Source organism: Celeribacter neptunius (assembly GCF_900113955.1).
GTDB classification, from domain to species: Bacteria; Pseudomonadota; Alphaproteobacteria; order Rhodobacterales; family Rhodobacteraceae; genus Celeribacter; species Celeribacter neptunius.
Window position 1 is genome coordinate 343,494 of record NZ_FORH01000002.1, and the last position, 16,150, is coordinate 359,643.

Annotated in this window: 13 protein-coding genes; 7 read left to right on the top strand and 6 right to left on the bottom strand. The window is 63.3% G+C overall.

Annotation, left to right across the window (positions count from 1 at the left end):
• Window position 1 precedes the first annotated feature (1 nt).
• The 3 genes from BM151_RS07820 to BM151_RS07830 all read left to right on the top strand — a co-directional run bounded on the left by BM151_RS07820 (window position 2) and on the right by BM151_RS07830 (window position 1,507).
• Window positions 2-394 carry a hypothetical protein gene (locus BM151_RS07820; RefSeq protein WP_090059746.1) on the top strand — a complete coding sequence of 131 codons (393 nt, stop codon included), beginning with the start codon at window positions 2-4 and terminating at the stop codon, window positions 392-394.
• A 114-nt stretch (window positions 395-508) separates the two neighbouring features.
• The gene (locus tag BM151_RS07825; protein ID WP_090059748.1) at window positions 509-904 is read left to right on the top strand and encodes a hypothetical protein; all 396 of its coding nucleotides are present in this window, start codon (window positions 509-511) and stop codon (window positions 902-904) included.
• Window positions 905-1,057: 153 nt separating this feature from the next.
• Window positions 1,058-1,507 (top strand): hypothetical protein, encoded by a 450-nt coding sequence (locus tag BM151_RS07830; protein WP_090059750.1) that lies wholly within the window; start codon window positions 1,058-1,060, stop codon window positions 1,505-1,507.
• A gap of 95 nt (window positions 1,508-1,602) precedes the next feature.
• On the opposite strand, the gene BM151_RS07835 is transcribed toward BM151_RS07830, so the two are convergent.
• Window positions 1,603-2,211 (bottom strand): NADPH-dependent FMN reductase, encoded by a 609-nt coding sequence (locus tag BM151_RS07835; protein WP_090059752.1) that lies wholly within the window; start codon window positions 2,209-2,211, stop codon window positions 1,603-1,605.
• A 234-nt stretch (window positions 2,212-2,445) separates the two neighbouring features.
• On the opposite strand from BM151_RS07835, the gene cobT reads away from it, so the two are divergent.
• From cobT to BM151_RS07850, 3 genes are all read left to right on the top strand, one after another.
• Complete coding sequence (gene cobT / locus BM151_RS07840; protein ID WP_090059754.1) at window positions 2,446-4,320, top strand: cobaltochelatase subunit CobT; 1,875 nt, start codon at window positions 2,446-2,448, stop codon at window positions 4,318-4,320.
• 85 nt (window positions 4,321-4,405) lie between these two features.
• Window positions 4,406-6,187 carry an aminopeptidase P family protein gene (locus BM151_RS07845; protein ID WP_090059756.1) on the top strand — a complete coding sequence of 594 codons (1,782 nt, stop codon included), beginning with the start codon at window positions 4,406-4,408 and terminating at the stop codon, window positions 6,185-6,187.
• 249 nt (window positions 6,188-6,436) lie between these two features.
• Complete coding sequence (locus BM151_RS07850) at window positions 6,437-6,778, top strand: DUF427 domain-containing protein (protein ID WP_090059758.1); 342 nt, start codon at window positions 6,437-6,439, stop codon at window positions 6,776-6,778.
• A gap of 60 nt (window positions 6,779-6,838) precedes the next feature.
• Here BM151_RS07850 and BM151_RS07855 read toward each other — a convergent pair whose 3' ends face one another.
• Window positions 6,839-8,524: a chloride channel protein gene (locus BM151_RS07855; RefSeq protein WP_090059760.1), complete on the bottom strand. Its 1,686-nt coding sequence runs from the start codon at window positions 8,522-8,524 to the stop codon at window positions 6,839-6,841.
• A 141-nt stretch (window positions 8,525-8,665) separates the two neighbouring features.
• Between BM151_RS07855 and BM151_RS07860 the strand changes: the two genes are divergently transcribed.
• Window positions 8,666-10,033 (top strand): FAD-binding oxidoreductase, encoded by a 1,368-nt coding sequence (locus BM151_RS07860; protein ID WP_090059762.1) that lies wholly within the window; start codon window positions 8,666-8,668, stop codon window positions 10,031-10,033.
• Between the two features lie 290 nt (window positions 10,034-10,323).
• On the opposite strand, the gene recN is transcribed toward BM151_RS07860, so the two are convergent.
• The 4 genes from recN to ftsZ form a co-directional block, all read right to left on the bottom strand.
• On the bottom strand, window positions 10,324-11,976 hold the full coding sequence (gene recN, locus BM151_RS07865) for a DNA repair protein RecN (RefSeq protein ID WP_090059764.1): 1,653 nt from the start codon (window positions 11,974-11,976) through the stop codon (window positions 10,324-10,326).
• A 13-nt stretch (window positions 11,977-11,989) separates the two neighbouring features.
• Window positions 11,990-12,826, bottom strand: coding sequence for an outer membrane protein assembly factor BamD (locus BM151_RS07870; protein ID WP_090059766.1), 837 nt, complete (start codon window positions 12,824-12,826; stop codon window positions 11,990-11,992).
• A gap of 158 nt (window positions 12,827-12,984) precedes the next feature.
• Window positions 12,985-13,920: a UDP-3-O-acyl-N-acetylglucosamine deacetylase gene (lpxC, locus tag BM151_RS07875; RefSeq protein ID WP_090060120.1), complete on the bottom strand. Its 936-nt coding sequence runs from the start codon at window positions 13,918-13,920 to the stop codon at window positions 12,985-12,987.
• Between the two features lie 446 nt (window positions 13,921-14,366).
• Entirely contained in the window at window positions 14,367-16,019 is a 1,653-nt protein-coding gene (ftsZ, locus tag BM151_RS07880) for a cell division protein FtsZ (RefSeq protein ID WP_090059768.1), read from the bottom strand.
• Window positions 16,020-16,150 lie beyond the last annotated feature (131 nt).

Genomic DNA, 16,150 nt, shown 5'->3' on the forward strand with positions numbered 1-16,150 from the left:
CGTGCGCCGCTTCCGCGTGACCCGGTTCGGTGTGATCTTGGGTCTCGCCCTCTGCGGCAGCGCAGCAGGGGCGGAGTTCACCGCACAGAACCCGGAATTCATGCGCAATGGCGCTGCGGTCTGCATCGGGGCCTACACCGTGGCGCAATACGCCCCGGGCAGCGGCAGCCAGATTAGCTATTGGCAGGGCATCCTGCATCAGTATCGTGAGGCGCTGAGCGAAGCCGAGATTCAGGCATTGGTCGACGAGCGCGTTGCGAAATTCGAGAACATCGCCCGCAGAGCCTCTTTTGCCGAAGGCGCCGCGCCGGCGCAGAAAGCCGCCGCTGATTTCATCCGGAACGCGACAGGAAACTGCGCCGGGAACCGCGCGCTTTTGGAAAAGCTGCAATAAGCCGGAGATGGTGCGCGCGCCCGGTCGCGCTATCCGGAGTACCCCGCCCCCCTCGCCAAGATCACCGTGCGCAAGGTTAAACGGCCGGAAACCATTTCCTGACAGACTCGTCGCATGCGCTGGCCTCGGATCATCATGGCCGCCACGCTGATTGCAAGTGATGCGGCATGTCCCGCTCAGGCCCTCCCGGCCCGGAGCATCGATCCGCTTGTCCGCGAATTCGCCTATTGCGCCGGACGGCTGTCTGCCGAGATGGAACATCAATGGCTGCTCTCCGACCCGGCTTCGGACCGCACCGCCGTCCAGCGTCGCGCCATGCTATCGCTTCTGGAGGCGGCGAGCCCGCCCGATCAGGGGCGCGATTTGCTGCATCTGAGGATCTCCGCAAAATTTGCCCATGCCGATCTGTTGCGCCGCGCGAGCTTTGATCCCGACCCCGAAAGCGCCAACCGCGCCCGGCTGCGTGCCGAGGTGGAATTGGCGCATTGTCTGGCCCTGATCCTGAGCTGAGCCTGGCGCGCGCCCGAGGGGCGCCCCGCGGCGCTTGCGGGCGGAGAGTTCGAGCATTCGCGAAAAGGTATATCATGCGTATATACAAAATTCTTGCCAGATCGCGGAAAGGCGCCTAGGCTCCATGTAACAAATCCACGACAAGATGAGGCCATGGGACGACAACATCGCACAAAGACCCTCTTTTTGACGCCACGGCAGCCGATCGCCGCGCGCCTTGGACTTGTGCTTTTCCTCACCCTGCTCCTCACCTCCTTCTCCTTCTCCTTCTCCCTCATCCCGGCCCATGCCGCCTCGCTGCGCGCCGACAATCCGCTGGCCCGGAATTTCGCCTATTGCGCCGGTCGGCTGTCGGCCGAGGCGCAGGATCATCAGGACCGCGAGTTGTTGGCGCTCAAATCCGCGATGCAGGAGCTTCTGAGTGCAGTGATCGCGCCCGAAGCCGCACCGGCTTATGAGGAGCTGCGCATTGCCGGCCATGTGGCGCAGAGCCAGCTGCTCGCCGCCGCGCGGTTTTCCTTTGACGAAGACGAGGCGGCGCGCGCCAGAGAACTGGCGGCAGACCATCTGCGCCAATGCCGGGCCATGCTCTTGGGGCAATGACCCCCTCTCGTTTTCGCAAAAAGAAAGGCCCGCCATGACAGCGGGCCTTTTGCCTGATTGTGCGTGTTTTCAAATAGCGATTGCCGCGAGGGCGCTCAGGCCGCCTTGTCTTCGCTCACCACGTCACGGGCGGCTTTCGTGGCATTGGCCCACCAGGCCAGATCGGCCAGCATCGCTTGAACCGACGGCAGGATCCCGGCTTCGATCTCGGACATTTCGCCATTGGCGCCGAGCGGCGAGACCTTGAAGAAATCGGAACCGGAAATATTCACGGCGGAGCGCACCGGCACCATTTGCAGGTTGATCGTCACCGCACGCAGATGTTCGACCGCGCGGGCCGCGCCCACGGCACCATAACCAAAGACGGCGGCGGGTTTGCGCACCCATTCCTTGCCGGCCTGATCGAGCGCGTTTTTCAGAGACGCCGGGATCGAGGAGTTATATTCCGGGGTGACAAAGATATAGCCGTCGTACTCGGCCATTTTTTCCTGCCATTTTATGGCGTTGGCATCGCTCGAGGGCATCCAGAGGTTGGAGGCCATCTCGTTGAACAGCGGCAGGTTGTAGTCCTTGAGATCGACGAGATCGAAGTCGAGATCGGTGCTCAGCTCTTTCGCTTTTTCAAACAGCCAGCCTGCCGGTTTGTCGGCGAAACGCGCGTCACGGGTGGAGCCAATGATGATGGCAATTTTCGGGTTGGACATCGGGGTATTCCTTTGCTTGCACACATCCGGAAAACGGGGAGGAGGAGGAGCGGATGTGCTTTCGCCTTCAAATAATGCCGCGTCGCAGCGCAGCTCAAGCCTGATTTCTGTTTATCCTGGCGCAGCCGCTGTGCAGCACCGCGCGCGGCCCTCTGCAGCCCCGCTCAAGAGAAGGGACGATTTGCCCCGCGCTTTCGCTTGCCCGCTCCCGCGACGCATGGTTTAAGTTGAGCCATGAGCAAACCCAGCGACAACCCGGCAGATCCGTTCAAGAAAGCCCTCGCGGAAGCGACGAAAGTCCTTGCCGATGACGGCGAGCTGAGCGTCACCTATTCGATGGATCCTTCGGGGATTTCCGGCGACACGGTGCGCCTGCCGCAAGTGTCGCGGCGGATGACCAAGGACGAGGTCCTGATCGCCCGCGGCACCGCCGATGCGCTGGCTCTGCGCCACAAATTCCACGACCAGCCGATGTTCCAGCGCTATGCCCCCCCGGGGCAGATGGCCTTCGAGATTTACGACGCGCTGGAGACCGCACGTTGCGAGGCCGCGGGCGCCCGGTTCATGCCCGGCACGGCCGGCAATATCGACGCCAAAATCGGCAATGACGCGATGCGCCGCGGCTATGACGGCATCACCAAGCGCGAAGATGCGCCGCTGGCCCAGGCCATGGGCTATTACCTGCGCGAAAAGGCCACCGGGCGCGAGATGCCCAAGGGCGCGAAAGAGGTGTTGGATCTGTGGCGCGATTTCATCGACGGCCAGACCACGGACACGTTCGAGGATCTCGACAGCTTGCTCGAGGATCAAAAGGGCTTTGCCCGTCTCGCCCGCCGGGTGATCGAGGAGCTCGGCTATGGCGATCAGCTCGGCGATGACCCGGATGCGACCGATCCGGAAGAGGAGCAATCCGCCGAAACCGACGAGCAGGAAGAAGAGCCGCAGGATCAGGGCGAAGAGCAGGAACAGGAAGACGACAGCGAGGCCGAGTCGGAAAGTTCCCAGGAAGAACAGCAGGACATGCAGGAGGCGACCCTGTCCTCCGAGGACATGGCCGACGAGGAATTCACCGAAGAGGTGGAACTGCCCAACGACGAGCAGGAAGTCGAGCCGCCGCAGCCCGCCCCGGTGTCGGATGCCGATCCGAATTATCAGGTCTTCACCTCAGAGCATGACGAAGAGATCATGGCCGAAGAGCTGGCCGAACCGGCCGAGCTCGAGCGCCTGCGCGCCTATCTCGACCAACAGCTCGAACCGCTGAAAGGCGCGGTGTCGCGGCTCGCTAACAAGCTGCAACGCCGGCTTCAGGCGCAACAGAACCGCTCCTGGGAGTTCGACCGCGAAGAGGGCATCCTGGACGCCGGTCGTCTGGCCCGCGTGGTGGCGAACCCGACGACGCCCCTGAGTTTCAAGGTCGAGAAAGACACGGAATTCCGCGACACGGTGGTGACGCTTCTGTTGGACAACTCCGGCTCGATGCGGGGTCGTCCGATCTCGATCGCCGCGATCTGTGCCGATGTGCTGGCGCGCACGCTCGAGCGCTGCAACGTCAAGGTCGAGGTGCTGGGCTTCACCACCCGCGCCTGGAAAGGCGGGCTGTCGCGCGAAGAATGGCTCAATGCCGGTCGCCCGCAACAGCCGGGCCGTCTCAACGATCTGCGCCATATCATCTACAAATCCGCCGACGCGCCGATGCGGCGGACCCGGGCCAATCTCGGGTTGATGATGAAAGAAGGCTTGTTGAAAGAGAATATCGACGGCGAGGCGCTCGAATGGGCGCATCGGCGGATGATCGGTCGCTCGGAAGCCCGCAAGATCCTGATGGTGATCTCCGATGGCGCGCCGGTGGATGATTCCACCCTTTCGGTGAACCCGGCGAACTATCTCGAGAAACACCTGCGCGACGTGATCGCCATGATCGAGAAGCGCAAACAGGTGGAGCTTCTGGCCATCGGCATCGGCCATGACGTGACGCGCTATTACGACCGCGCCGTGACCATTACGGATGCCGAACAGCTTGCCGGCGCGATGACCGAACAGCTGGCGTCGCTGTTCGACAGCGATCCGCGGGCACGTGCCCGGGTGATGGGCATTCGCCGCGCCTCCTGATCCGGCCCGCCCCGGCCGGTTTCAACCGACTTGATCGATGACTTGACCATCGACGCATAGACCTATGAGAAGGACCATTTCCGAAATGTTCCAAAGCTTTGATGTGAGTTCTCGTCCGGAACAGGCCGCGCCGCGGGTGACCGCTCTGCGCAATGAGATGCGCGAGGCCGGGCTGGATGCCTTTCTCGTGCCGCGCTCTGACGCCCATCAGGGCGAATATGTTGCGCCTTGCGACGAGCGTCTGGCCTGGCTCACCGGTTTTACCGGCTCGGCGGGTTTTGCCGCCATTCTCGCCGGCCGTGCCGCGCTGTTTACCGACGGGCGCTATACCGTTCAGGTGCGGAACCAATGCGACGGCAAGATTTTCGACTATGTCGACTGGCCGGCGACCATGCTGGGCGACTGGCTCAAGCGCACCGATGCCACGAAAATCGGCTTTGATCCCTGGCTGCACACGATCCGCGAGGTGGCCGGGCTGCGCGCCACGCTCAAAGGCACCGGCAAGGAACTCATTCCCACAGGCAATCTGGTGGACCGGATCTGGGCCGAGCGCCCAGCCCGGCCGTCGGAACCCGTCTCCGTGCAACCCTATGAGCTCGCGGGCAAAACCTCCGAAGAGAAATTCGCCGAGATCGGCGAGGCCGTGGCCGCCAAGGGCGCCGAAGCGGTGGTGCTCACCCTGCCCGACTCGCTGTCCTGGCTGTTGAACATTCGCGGCTCCGACATTGCCCATAACCCGGTGGTACAGACCTTTGGCATTCTCACCACCACCGGGCGGCTGACGCTGTTCGACGATGCCGCGAAATACGCCCATCTCGGACCCGATCCGCGGATCTCGATCGAGCCGCGCGAGGCCTTCTCGAATGCGCTGAGCGAAATGACCGGCCCGGTTCTGGTCGATCCCGGCACCGCGCCGCATGCGGTCAAAACGCTGTTGAAACAGGCGCAGATCATCGAGGGCGAAGACCCGTGCATCCTGCCCAAGGCCTGCAAGACACCGGAGGAAATCGCCGGCACCCGCGAGGCGCATTTGCGCGACGGCGCGGCGATGGTCGAGTTCCTGAGCTGGCTTTCAGAGCAGGCGCCCGAGGATCTGACCGAGATCGAAGTGGTGAAAAAGCTCGAATCCTGCCGGGCCGCCACCAATCAGCTCAAGGAGATCTCCTTCGACACGATCTGTGGTGCGGGCGCCAATGGCGCCATCGTGCATTACCGCGTCACCGAGGACAGCAACCGCGCGCTCAAGGAAGGCGAATTGCTTCTGGTCGACAGCGGCGGGCAATATCAGGACGGCACGACCGATATCACCCGCACCGTGGCGCTTGGCGATGTCGGCTTTGAAGAGCGCGCCGCCTTTACCGCCGTGTTGCAGGGCATGATTGCGATCTCCACCGCGCGGTTCCCGCGTGGCGTTGCCGGATCGCATCTCGATGCGCTGGCGCGCGCGCCGCTGTGGCGCATGGGACGCGATTATGATCACGGCACGGGGCATGGCGTCGGCGCATACCTGTCGGTCCATGAGGGGCCGCAGCGGATCTCGCGCCTCTCCACCCTGCCCCTGACGGAAGGGATGATCCTGTCCAATGAACCGGGCTATTACCGTGAGGGCGCCTTTGGCATCCGCATCGAGAACCTGATCGTGGTGCAAGAGGCCGGCGCGCTCGAGGGCGCCGATCCGCGCGATATGCTCGATTTCGAAACCCTCACATGGGTGCCGATTGACCGCTCGCTCATTCTCGCCGATGAGCTGGCGCCCTGGGAACGTGACTGGATCAATGCCTATCACGAGACGGTCTATGAAAACATCGCGCCACGGGTGTCGGAACCCGCCCGGACCTGGCTGCGGCAAGCGGTTGCACCTGTCTGACATATACCTGTGACGCAAAGCCTGTTAAAAGCTTTGCGACAGGCCGTCTCTCCCCGGGGAGCGAGACCGGCCGACCTGAATACGAGTGCGCAAGTTTATTGCGCGACACTTTCGAAACCTGTGTTCAGACGCAGCGCGAGCGGCTATGCTGCGTGCGCAAACATATGTTTGAGCGCATATTTGAATGCGTCATCGACCGACATGACAAACATACGCAGCTGAACTGCGTGAGAAACGAAGGGATGGACCATGGGAGATCATATCAGGATACGGCCGGCGGCCGGCAAATGGGTCGTCCGTGCGGGCGGGGCCGTGCTTGGCGAGACCGATCGCGCGCTGGAACTGACCGAGGGCGATTACCCGCCGGTGATCTATTTCCCGCGTGAAGATCTTGCCATGGCCTTTCTGGAAGAGACCGACACGGTCGCCGCCTGCCCGTTCAAGGGCACGGCGAAACATTACGACATTCACACCAAATCGGTGGTGATCAACAATGCCGCCTGGACCTATGAGGACCCGAAGGAGCCGGCGCTCGAGATCAAGGATTACATTGCCTTCTACAGCCAGAAGGCTGCCGTCGAGCAGCTTTGAGGCTCGACCACAAAGCGTGTACAGAATAACTAACGGCTCCCTTCCGGGGGCCGTTTTTCGTTAGGAATGCTCTTCCGCCGCGGTTTCCGCCAGTTTGCGGGAGAACACCCGCAGCGCATCGACCTGAAACAGCGCACCATGCAGCTCCGGACCGGTCTCCTCGCGCAGGGTCACCACCGGGATGAAGATCAGATTGTTCTTCTCGAACAAGGGCATGGCTTTCTCCAACGTGGCATTGGGCGAAATATAGATGCCCTGCGAAATCAGCTCGCGACAGGCCTCTTCCGAGGCCGGGCGCGGCGCATCGGGTTTGCGGTAGCATTGATGCACCCGCACCGTGGCCAAAAGGTAGCTCTGCGGCCCGGCGGCGAGATGCACATCGCGCCGCTCCAGCAACGTCAGGAAGAACGAACGGTCGACGAGGCGCGAGGCCAGCGCGGTCGAGAGCGACACGGTCACCATCACCGCCAGCCCGGTCTGCCAGTCGCCGGTGAGCTCAAACACGATCAGCGTGGTAGAAATCGGCGCGCCCAGAACCGCCGCCGCCACCGCCCCCATGCCCGCCAGGGCATAGAGCGTCGCCGTGCCGGACACCGTGGGGAAGACCGCCGTGGCGATGAGACCAAAGGACAGCCCGGTCAGAGAGCCGACCATCAGCGCCGGAGAGAACACGCCCCCGCCCATGCGCCCGGCCATGGTGATCGCCACGGCAATGACCTTGAGCACCGCGTAGACGATGGCCTGCCAGAGGATCAGCTCGCCGGTGAGCGCCGAGGACGTGGTCTCGTAGCCGACCCCGATGATGTGCGGGAAAAAGATCGCGATCGCCCCGAGGAAGACCCCGGCAAAGGCCGGGCGCAACACCGGCGGGAGATGCAACCTCTCCTGCACCCAGGAGCCGAAATCGTCGGCCATGAAAATCGTTCGCATCATCAGCACCGCGACCAGCCCGCACAGAAGCCCGAGGATCAGGAAGGCCGGCAATTCGACATAGAAGCTCAGCGCGCCTTCGGCCGCCAGCGTGAACTCGGTGACGCCGCCGAATTCTAGCCGGTTGATCACCGTGCCCGCGACCGAGGCGATGGCAATCGGCGCAAAGGCATGCACCGCAAAATGCCGCAGCACCACTTCGAGCGCGAAAAGCGCCCCGGCGATCGGCGCGTTGAACGAGGCGGAGACGGCGGCGGCCACGGCACAGCCCAGAAGATCGCGCCCGGTGATGCCGTCGGCATGAAGCCGGTTCGACACCCAGGTGGAGATCACCCCCGCCATATGCACCACCGGCCCTTCGCGGCCCGAGGAGCCACCGGTCGACAGCGTCACAAGAGAGGCCAGCGCCGAGGCAATCCCCGCCCGTTTCTCGACCCGGCCGTCGTTGAGCGCGGCGCCTTCGATCACATCGGCGACCGAGCGCACCCGCCCGTCCGGGGTGAACCAGTTGAGGATGACACCGACGAGCATGCCGCCGAAGATCGGCAGGGTCAGCACCCAGTACCAGGGCAATTCGCTGGCGAACGTGTGCAGATGCCTGAGATCGTGTGTGCCGTAGAACAGTCCCTGAAGCGCATCGATCGCTTTGCGGAACGACAGCGCGGCAAAGCCGGAGGCGACGCCAATCAACAGGGCAATGAACCAGAACTGGATCTGGCTCGGGCCGCGCCGGCGGATCAGATCCAGCGTTTCTTTCAACCCGTCGCGGACTTCACGTGCCGCTTTGATCGGGTATGCCGGATTGTCTTCGGCCATGTCCCTGCCCTGCCTCCAGTTGCCGCGGCGCACGGGGACGAAAACAGCCGTCCCGGGGGCATTCCCCGCCGCGCCACCGCTTTCCCTGTCCGTCCGCTTCCACTATGGTCGCCGGGCCGTAACAGCCACAGCGAGACCACCATGATTTCCGATATCGTTTATGCCGAACTGTCCTCCGTTCTAGAGGGTCGGCTCACGCGTTCCAAGTCCGAACTCGACCAGCACGGGCTCTCTGAAACCTGGTTCCCGCTGACCCCGCCCGAGGCCGTCGCCTATCCCGAGAGCACCGAAGAGGTCGTGGCGCTGATGAAGCTTTGTCATGCCCATGAGATCCCGGTGACGGGTTTTGGCGCCGGCACCTCGCTCGAGGGGCAGACGCTGGCCGTCCAAGGCGGCATCGTGGTGGATTTTTCCCGCATGAACCGGGTGCTCAGGATCAATGACGCCGATATGGACGCCGTGGTGCAGCCCGGCATCACCCGCGAGGCGCTGAACGTCGAGCTGCGCGCCACCGGGTTGATGTTCCCGGTCGATCCCGGCGCCAATGCCTCATTGGGCGGCATGGCGATGACCCGGGCGTCGGGCACCACCGCGGTGAAATACGGCACGATGAAAGAGAATGTCATCGGCCTCGAGGTGGTGCTGGCCGACGGCACGGTCATTCACACCGGCAGCCGCGCCCGCAAATCCGCCGCCGGCTACGATCTGACCTCGCTTTTCGTCGGCTCCGAGGGCACCTTGGGGTTGATCACCGAAATGACGGTGCAACTGCATGGTCAGCCGGAGGCGATCTCTGCCGCGGTCTGTTCCTTTGACGAGATCGGCCCGGCGGTCGAGGCGGTGATCGCGACCATTCAGGTCGGTCTGCCGATGGCGCGGATCGAGTTTCTCGACGCCGCCTCGGTCGATGCCGTGAACAGATATTCCGGCGCCAACTTCCCGCTCAAGCCTCATCTTTTCGTTGAATTCCACGGCTCCGAGGGCGCGGTGGCCGAGCAGGTCGAGATGTTCGGCGAGATCATCCATGATTTCGGCGGTTCGGATTTCGAATGGGCCTCAAAGGCGGAGGACCGCAACGCGCTCTGGACCATGCGGCATCACGCTTACTGGGCCTGCCTGGCGCTGAAGACAGGCTCCAAGGCGGTGGTCACCGATATCTGTGTGCCGATCTCGAAACTCGCGGACGCGGTGGAACAGACCCGCGCCGATATCGCCGCCTCGCCCCTGGACGGGCCCATTCTCGGCCATGTCGGCGACGGCAATTTCCACGCCATCCTGCTGGTCGATCCCGACAATGAGACAGAGATCAAGGAAGCCAAACGCCTCGCCCATCTGATGGCAGAGCGCGCATTGGCGCTCGGCGGGACCATTACGGGCGAGCACGGGATCGGCATGGGCAAGAAAGGTCTGATGGCTGAGGAACATGGCGACGGCTGGGCCGTGATGGGTCAGATCAAGGCCGCGATGGACCCGAAGAATATCCTCAACCCCGGCAAGCTGGTGCCCTGACCCGGCGCGCCTGCACGCACCAACGGCAGCGGCATAAGCGGCGGTGCCATCACATGGTCAAGACCGGGCAACGCAAAGGTGCTGCCCGGTCTTTCTATGATCTGGTCAGAGAAGTGCGATCCTGAGAGCCTTGTGAAAGAGTGAGACGCGGAAAGGTCTACTTCCCCCCCCTCCGCGCCCATTTCCACAAAACCAAGGACACTCGAAACTGTCTCTGACCTTAGGTCAACAGGTTGAAGAGTCGGTTAACGCGCGAACAAAATCTGCCTGTCGACCGCGAGAAACGCGGTTCACCCCGCCAGAAGCGCGCGGGCCGCCTCACGCGCGGCTTCGGTGATCGTATCGCCCGAGAGCATGCGCGCCAGCTCGTCGATCCGGCTCGGATCATCGAGCGGCAGAACCTCGGACAGGGTCACCCCCGCCTCGACACGTTTCGACACCCGCCAATGATGCCCGCCCAGAGCCGCCACCTGCGGGCTGTGGGTCACCACGAGCACTTGGCCCTCATCGGCCAGCGCCTTGAGACGTCGCCCGACAGCATCGGCGGTGGCGCCGCCGACGCCCCGGTCGATCTCGTCGAAAATCATCGTCACCCCGGTCTGATCGCGGGTCAGGCAGACTTTCAAAGCCAGCAGGAAACGCGACAATTCCCCGCCCGAGGCGATCTTGCCCAAGGGCCCCGCCGGCGCGCCCGGGTTGGTGGCGACGGTAAAGGCCACGGCATCCACGCCCTCCGGCCCCGCCTCGCCCTCGGCGATCTCGGTGGCGAATACCGCGCGCTCCATTTTCAACGGCGCCAGCTCCTTGGCCATCATCGCGTCGAGGTCTTTCGCGGCTTTCAACCGCGCGGCGGTGAGGCTTTCGGTCGAAGCGGAGTAGGCCACCTCCGCCTCTTTGACGAAGGCTTTGAGTTTGGAAATATCCCCGGCGCCACTGTCGAGCGCGTCGAGTTTGGCCCGCAGCCCGTCGGCGAAATCCGACAGGGCATCGGGCAGAACCCCATGTTTGCGGGCCAGCCCGCGAATGGCAAAGAGGCGCTCCTCGACCGTCTCCAGCTCATGCGGGTTGAAGCGCAGGGATTCGATACAGCTCTCGACATCGGCCTGGGCCTCTGCCAGCTCGTTCAAAGCCCGCCCGAGGCTTTCGATGGCGCTGTCGAGACGGCCCTCGGCCTTCTCTGACGCCCCTTCGAGCCATTTCAGCGCATCCGAGAGCATGCCCTCGCCACCATCGTAGGAAATCGCCTGATGCGCCTTGGCGACATCGGCCGCGATCTTTTCCGCCGATTGCATCAGCCGGCGCTCGGCATCGAGCTTTGCCTCTTCGCCCGGCTCAGGGCCAAGCTTGTCGAATTCTCCCACGGCATGGCGCAGGAACTCTTCCTCGGCTTTCAGGCTCTCTTGACGGGCTTCCGCCTCGGCCAGCGCCTTGCGCGCCGTCGAGAGGCTTTTCCAGGCCACCCGGGTGCGGGTCAGAAGCGCGTCCAGCCCGCCGAACGCATCGAGCAATTGCCGATGCCCGCGCGGGTTCAACAACCCGCGGTCGTCATGCTGGCCATGCAGCTCGACCAGAACCTCGGAGAGCCGCCGCAGCACATCGCCCGAGACCCGACGATCGTTGACCCAAGCGGTCTTGCGCCCTTCGAGCGTATTGACCCGGCGCAGGATCAGCTCGCCATCCTCGGTCTCGATGTCCAATTCCTTGAGCACGGCTGAGGCGTCGTGATCTTTCGGCAGATCGAATACGGCGATCACCTCGCCCTGCTCGGCGCCCGCGCGCACCAGATCGGCCCGACCGCGCCAGCCCAGCACGAAACCGAGACTGTCGAGAAGGATGGATTTGCCGGCGCCGGTCTCACCGGTCAAAACATTGAGACCCGGCTGGAACTCGAGCTCCAGCCGGTCGATGATCAACATGTCCCGGATGTCGAGACTTCTCAGCATGATGATGCGTGCCTCAGAGCCACTCGCCGCGGATCATCTGACGATAGACCGCACCGAGCCAGTTCCCCTCGAAGACTTTCGGCTCAAGCCCCTTGCCGGTCAACAGTTTGTAACTGTCGGCATACCACTCCGTGGATTTGTAATTATGCCCCAGAACGGCGCCGGCGGTCTGCGCCTCTTCCGTCAGACCGAGCGACAGATAGGCCTCGACCAGACGGTGCAGCGCCTCGGCGGTGTGCTGCGTGGTCTGGAATTTCTCCACCACCACACGGAAGCGGTTCACCGCCGCGGTGTAATGTTTGTGCTTGAGATAGTAGCGACCGATCTCCATCTCCTTCGCCGCCAGGTGGTCGAAGGCCAAGTCGAATTTCAGGATCGCGGACCGGGCATATTCGCTGTCGGGGTAGCGTTCGATCACCACGCGGAGCGCCTGCAGCGCCTGATAGGTCAGGCCCTGGTCACGACCGACATCATCGATCTGGTCATAATAGGACAGCGCCAGAAGATATTGCGCATAGGCGGCATCCTCATCGGCCGGATAGAAATCGAGGAAGCGCTGCGCCGAAACCCGCGCATTCTCATAGTCGCGGTCGCGGTGATAGGAGAAAGCCTGCATGATCAGGGCGCGTTTGGCCCAGTCGGAATAGGGATAAAGCCGCTCGACCTCACCGAAATAGAAAGCGGCGTCACCGAAATCCTTTTGCGTGATCTCGTATTCGGCGCGCTCGTAGATGTCCTTGGCCGGGTATCCCTCGAGATCGCGCGTCGGCGCGTTATTGCCACAAGAAACAAGAAAAGCCATGGAAACAGCGAGTGTTATCGCCAAACCGCCTGTCTTACGTGCCGTCATGAAAGGCCTCGTCCTCACCATTCTTCAGCCCCTTCGACGAGGGGCGTGGGCACAGTCCTAGCACAGAAAAATCCGGTGCAAAACGTCTTTGCGGAGGAAATCTCGTCACGGGCGCGAGAGCGTCTCTCCCCGGCCCGCGCGACATCCGCATCCGGCTCTCAGGCCGCCAGATCGGACGCGCTCACCCCGGCGCCCGGAAGCTTGGCCGCGGTGCGGGCATCGACGGTGACGAAGGCCCAGGCGCCCGGTGTCGCGAAAAGCTTGCGCAACAGCGCGTTGGTCATCGCATGGCCGGATTTATTGCCCACGTAACGCCCCAGAATCGGTGCACCCGCGAGGTAGAGATCACCCAGAGCGTCGAGCATCTTGTGGCGCACCGGCTCATCGGCGTGACGCAGCCCGTTCTCACCGCCATTGACCTTGTCGCCATCGAAAACAACCGCGTTCTCGCCGGCAACGCCGCCGAGGATCAGCCCGTTTTCAAGCATGACATCGACATCCGCCTGACGGCAGAAAGTGCGGCAATTCGACAATTCGCGCACGAAGGCACCGTTGGCCATCACCAGGTGCTTGTTCTGCACGCCGATGGCCTCGTCGGCGAAATCGATGTGGAAATCGATCTCGGTGGTCTCGGCGGGTTCCAGACGGGCGGTTGCACTGCCAAAGTCGACCTCGACCGGCGCCAGAATCTTGAGACAGCGCGTCGGACCGTCCTGGCGGGTCAGACCGGCAGCGAGAATGGCATCGACGAAGGGCGCGGCAGAGCCATCGACGATCGGCACTTCCGGCCCGTCGACAGAGATCATCACATTGCTCACGCCACAGCCGGCAAGCGCCGCCATGATATGTTCGATGGTGGACAGTTCAACGCCATCCTCATTGCGGATCAGCGTGCAAAGCTGCGAGGGCACGACATTGTCCCAATGCGCCGCGATGCGGGGCTGACGGGTGTCGGCGGCATCGCACGCGATGTCGGACCGCAGGAAGGTGATGCCGGAGCCCGCAGGCGCGGGGGTCAACAGCATTTGCACCGGCGCGCCGGAATGAAGCCCGACTCCGTCGAAGCGAATTTCTTTTGCGACTGTGGTCTGCACCATAGGCCTCACATTCATTCTGCGGTCTCATCTGCGTCTTTGCGCAGCTCGCCATGGATCTCAGCCATGGCTGTCATGAGCCGGTTCTCATCTTGGTCGACTGACCTTTGCTCGGGTGCCCCTTGGTCTACTGCCTCGCGTTTCGCGTCATGTCAGCCCCGCATTTCACGGAAACGGGCCGAACGGCAGCGCCCAATTCACACCCACCAGCGTGATTTACGGGCAAGTAACCAAACCTGCCCCCCGGGCTCAACTCAATCTTTGTAACCGTTTGAAACATCCGCGCCGGCGCAATGGCAAATATCCGCGCACATTTCCGCTGCAACGCGGCAAATCCTTTGAATACAAAGAGAAAAGGCCGCCCTGAGGCGACCTTTTCAATGCAATACAGACCGTGATCGTGACCGTAAACCGGGGCAGAGATCGCCCCGGATCACGGGTTTATGTCAGTTGGCCTGACGGCGCAGGAAGGCCGGGATTTCGATCTTCTCAGCCTCGGGATTCGTGTCCTGATCCTCGTCATAAGCCTGATGCACCTGCGGACGGACCTGCGGCTGGGCGCCGAAACGGGCCTGCGGCTGCGGCGCCGGGGCGGCGGGGCGCGACGGCTCATCCGCATGGCCGGTCATACGACCGATCAGGGAGTTGATGCCAAAACGGCCCTTGGCTGCGGCACCGGTGTCTTGCGGCTGCGGCGCCGGGGCGGCCGGACGGGCGTCGGCCCGCGGTTGTTTGCTCACGGCCGCCTGCAGACGGGCCAGGGCTTCCGGCGAGGGCGTGCCGGGCGCGGGCGCGCGCGGCGCCACGAAAGCGTCGGCCTCAGGATCGTGCATCATGGATTGTTGGGCCGGTTGCGGCGCCGGTTGCGGGCGCGGCTGATAGGCCGGCGGCGGCAGATCGTCATCGAGCGCGCGGAAGGTTTCATCCGGCGCCTCTTCACGATGGCTGACCTGCGGATCGAAGACATCGAGAGTCGGCTGGGCCGGTTCCGGGGCCGGCTGTGCCACCGGGGCGGCGGCAACCGGCGCAGCAGCCACAGGGGCCACGTGCTCGAGCTTTTCTTCCACAACTTCCGGGGCCTGCAGCGGCTCGGCGAGACGGCGACGCGGCATCGGCGTATCGGCGACGGAGGCCGTAGCATCGATGCCCGTGGCCACGACGGAGACGCGCATCGCACCATCCATGCCATTGTCCATGGTGGAGCCAACGATGATATTGGCGTCCGGATCGACCTCTTCGCGAATGCGGTTGGCGGCTTCGTCCAGTTCGAACAGGGTGAGATCGCCACCACCGGTGATGTTGATCAAGACACCTTTCGCGCCCTTGAGCGAGATCTCGTCCAGAAGCGGGTTGGCGATCGCCTTCTCGGCGGCCTGCACCGCGCGATCTTCGCCGGTGGATTCGCCGGTGCCCATCATCGCCTTGCCCATCTCGTCCATCACGGAGCGCACATCGGCAAAGTCGAGGTTGATCAGGCCCGGACGGACCATCAGGTCGGAAATGCCTTTGACGCCCTGGTAGAGCACGTCATCGGCCATGGAGAAGGCCTCGGTGAAGGTGGTCTTCTCGTTGGCGAGGCGGAACAGGTTCTGGTTCGGAATGACGATCAGCGTGTCGACCATCTTCTGCAGCTGCTCGACGCCCTCATCGGCCTGACGCATCCGCTTGGCGCCTTCGAACTGGAAGGGCTTGGTCACGACGCCGACGGTCAGAACACCGAGCTCACGGGCGGCCTGGGCGATGATCGGGGCAGCCCCCGTCCCGGTGCCGCCGCCCATACCGGCGGTGATGAAGCACATATGCGCGCCGGCGAGATGGTCGACGATGGCCTCAATGCTTTCCTCGGCGGCCGCAGCACCGACGGAGGGGCGCGCCCCGGCGCCCAGCCCCTCGGTCACTTTCACACCCATCTGGATGCGGGCCTGCGCCTTGGCGTGTTGCAGCGCCTGAGCATCGGTGTTGGCCACGACGAATTCGACGCCCTCGAGCGCCTTTTCGATCATGTTGTTGACCGCGTTGCCACCAGCACCGCCCACACCAAACACCGTGATTTTCGGTTTCAACTCGTCCCGCTCGGGCATCGTCAGATTCAAAGCCATGAGTTCCCGCCTGCTTTCCTGTGTCCGGGCGATGCGCTTTTTTGCGATCACCGCCCCAAGACTGTCCCCAGCCCCGGAATCGGGGCCCAATTTACCTATTCATCATAAATCCTAGGGGGTTTCGCACGTCG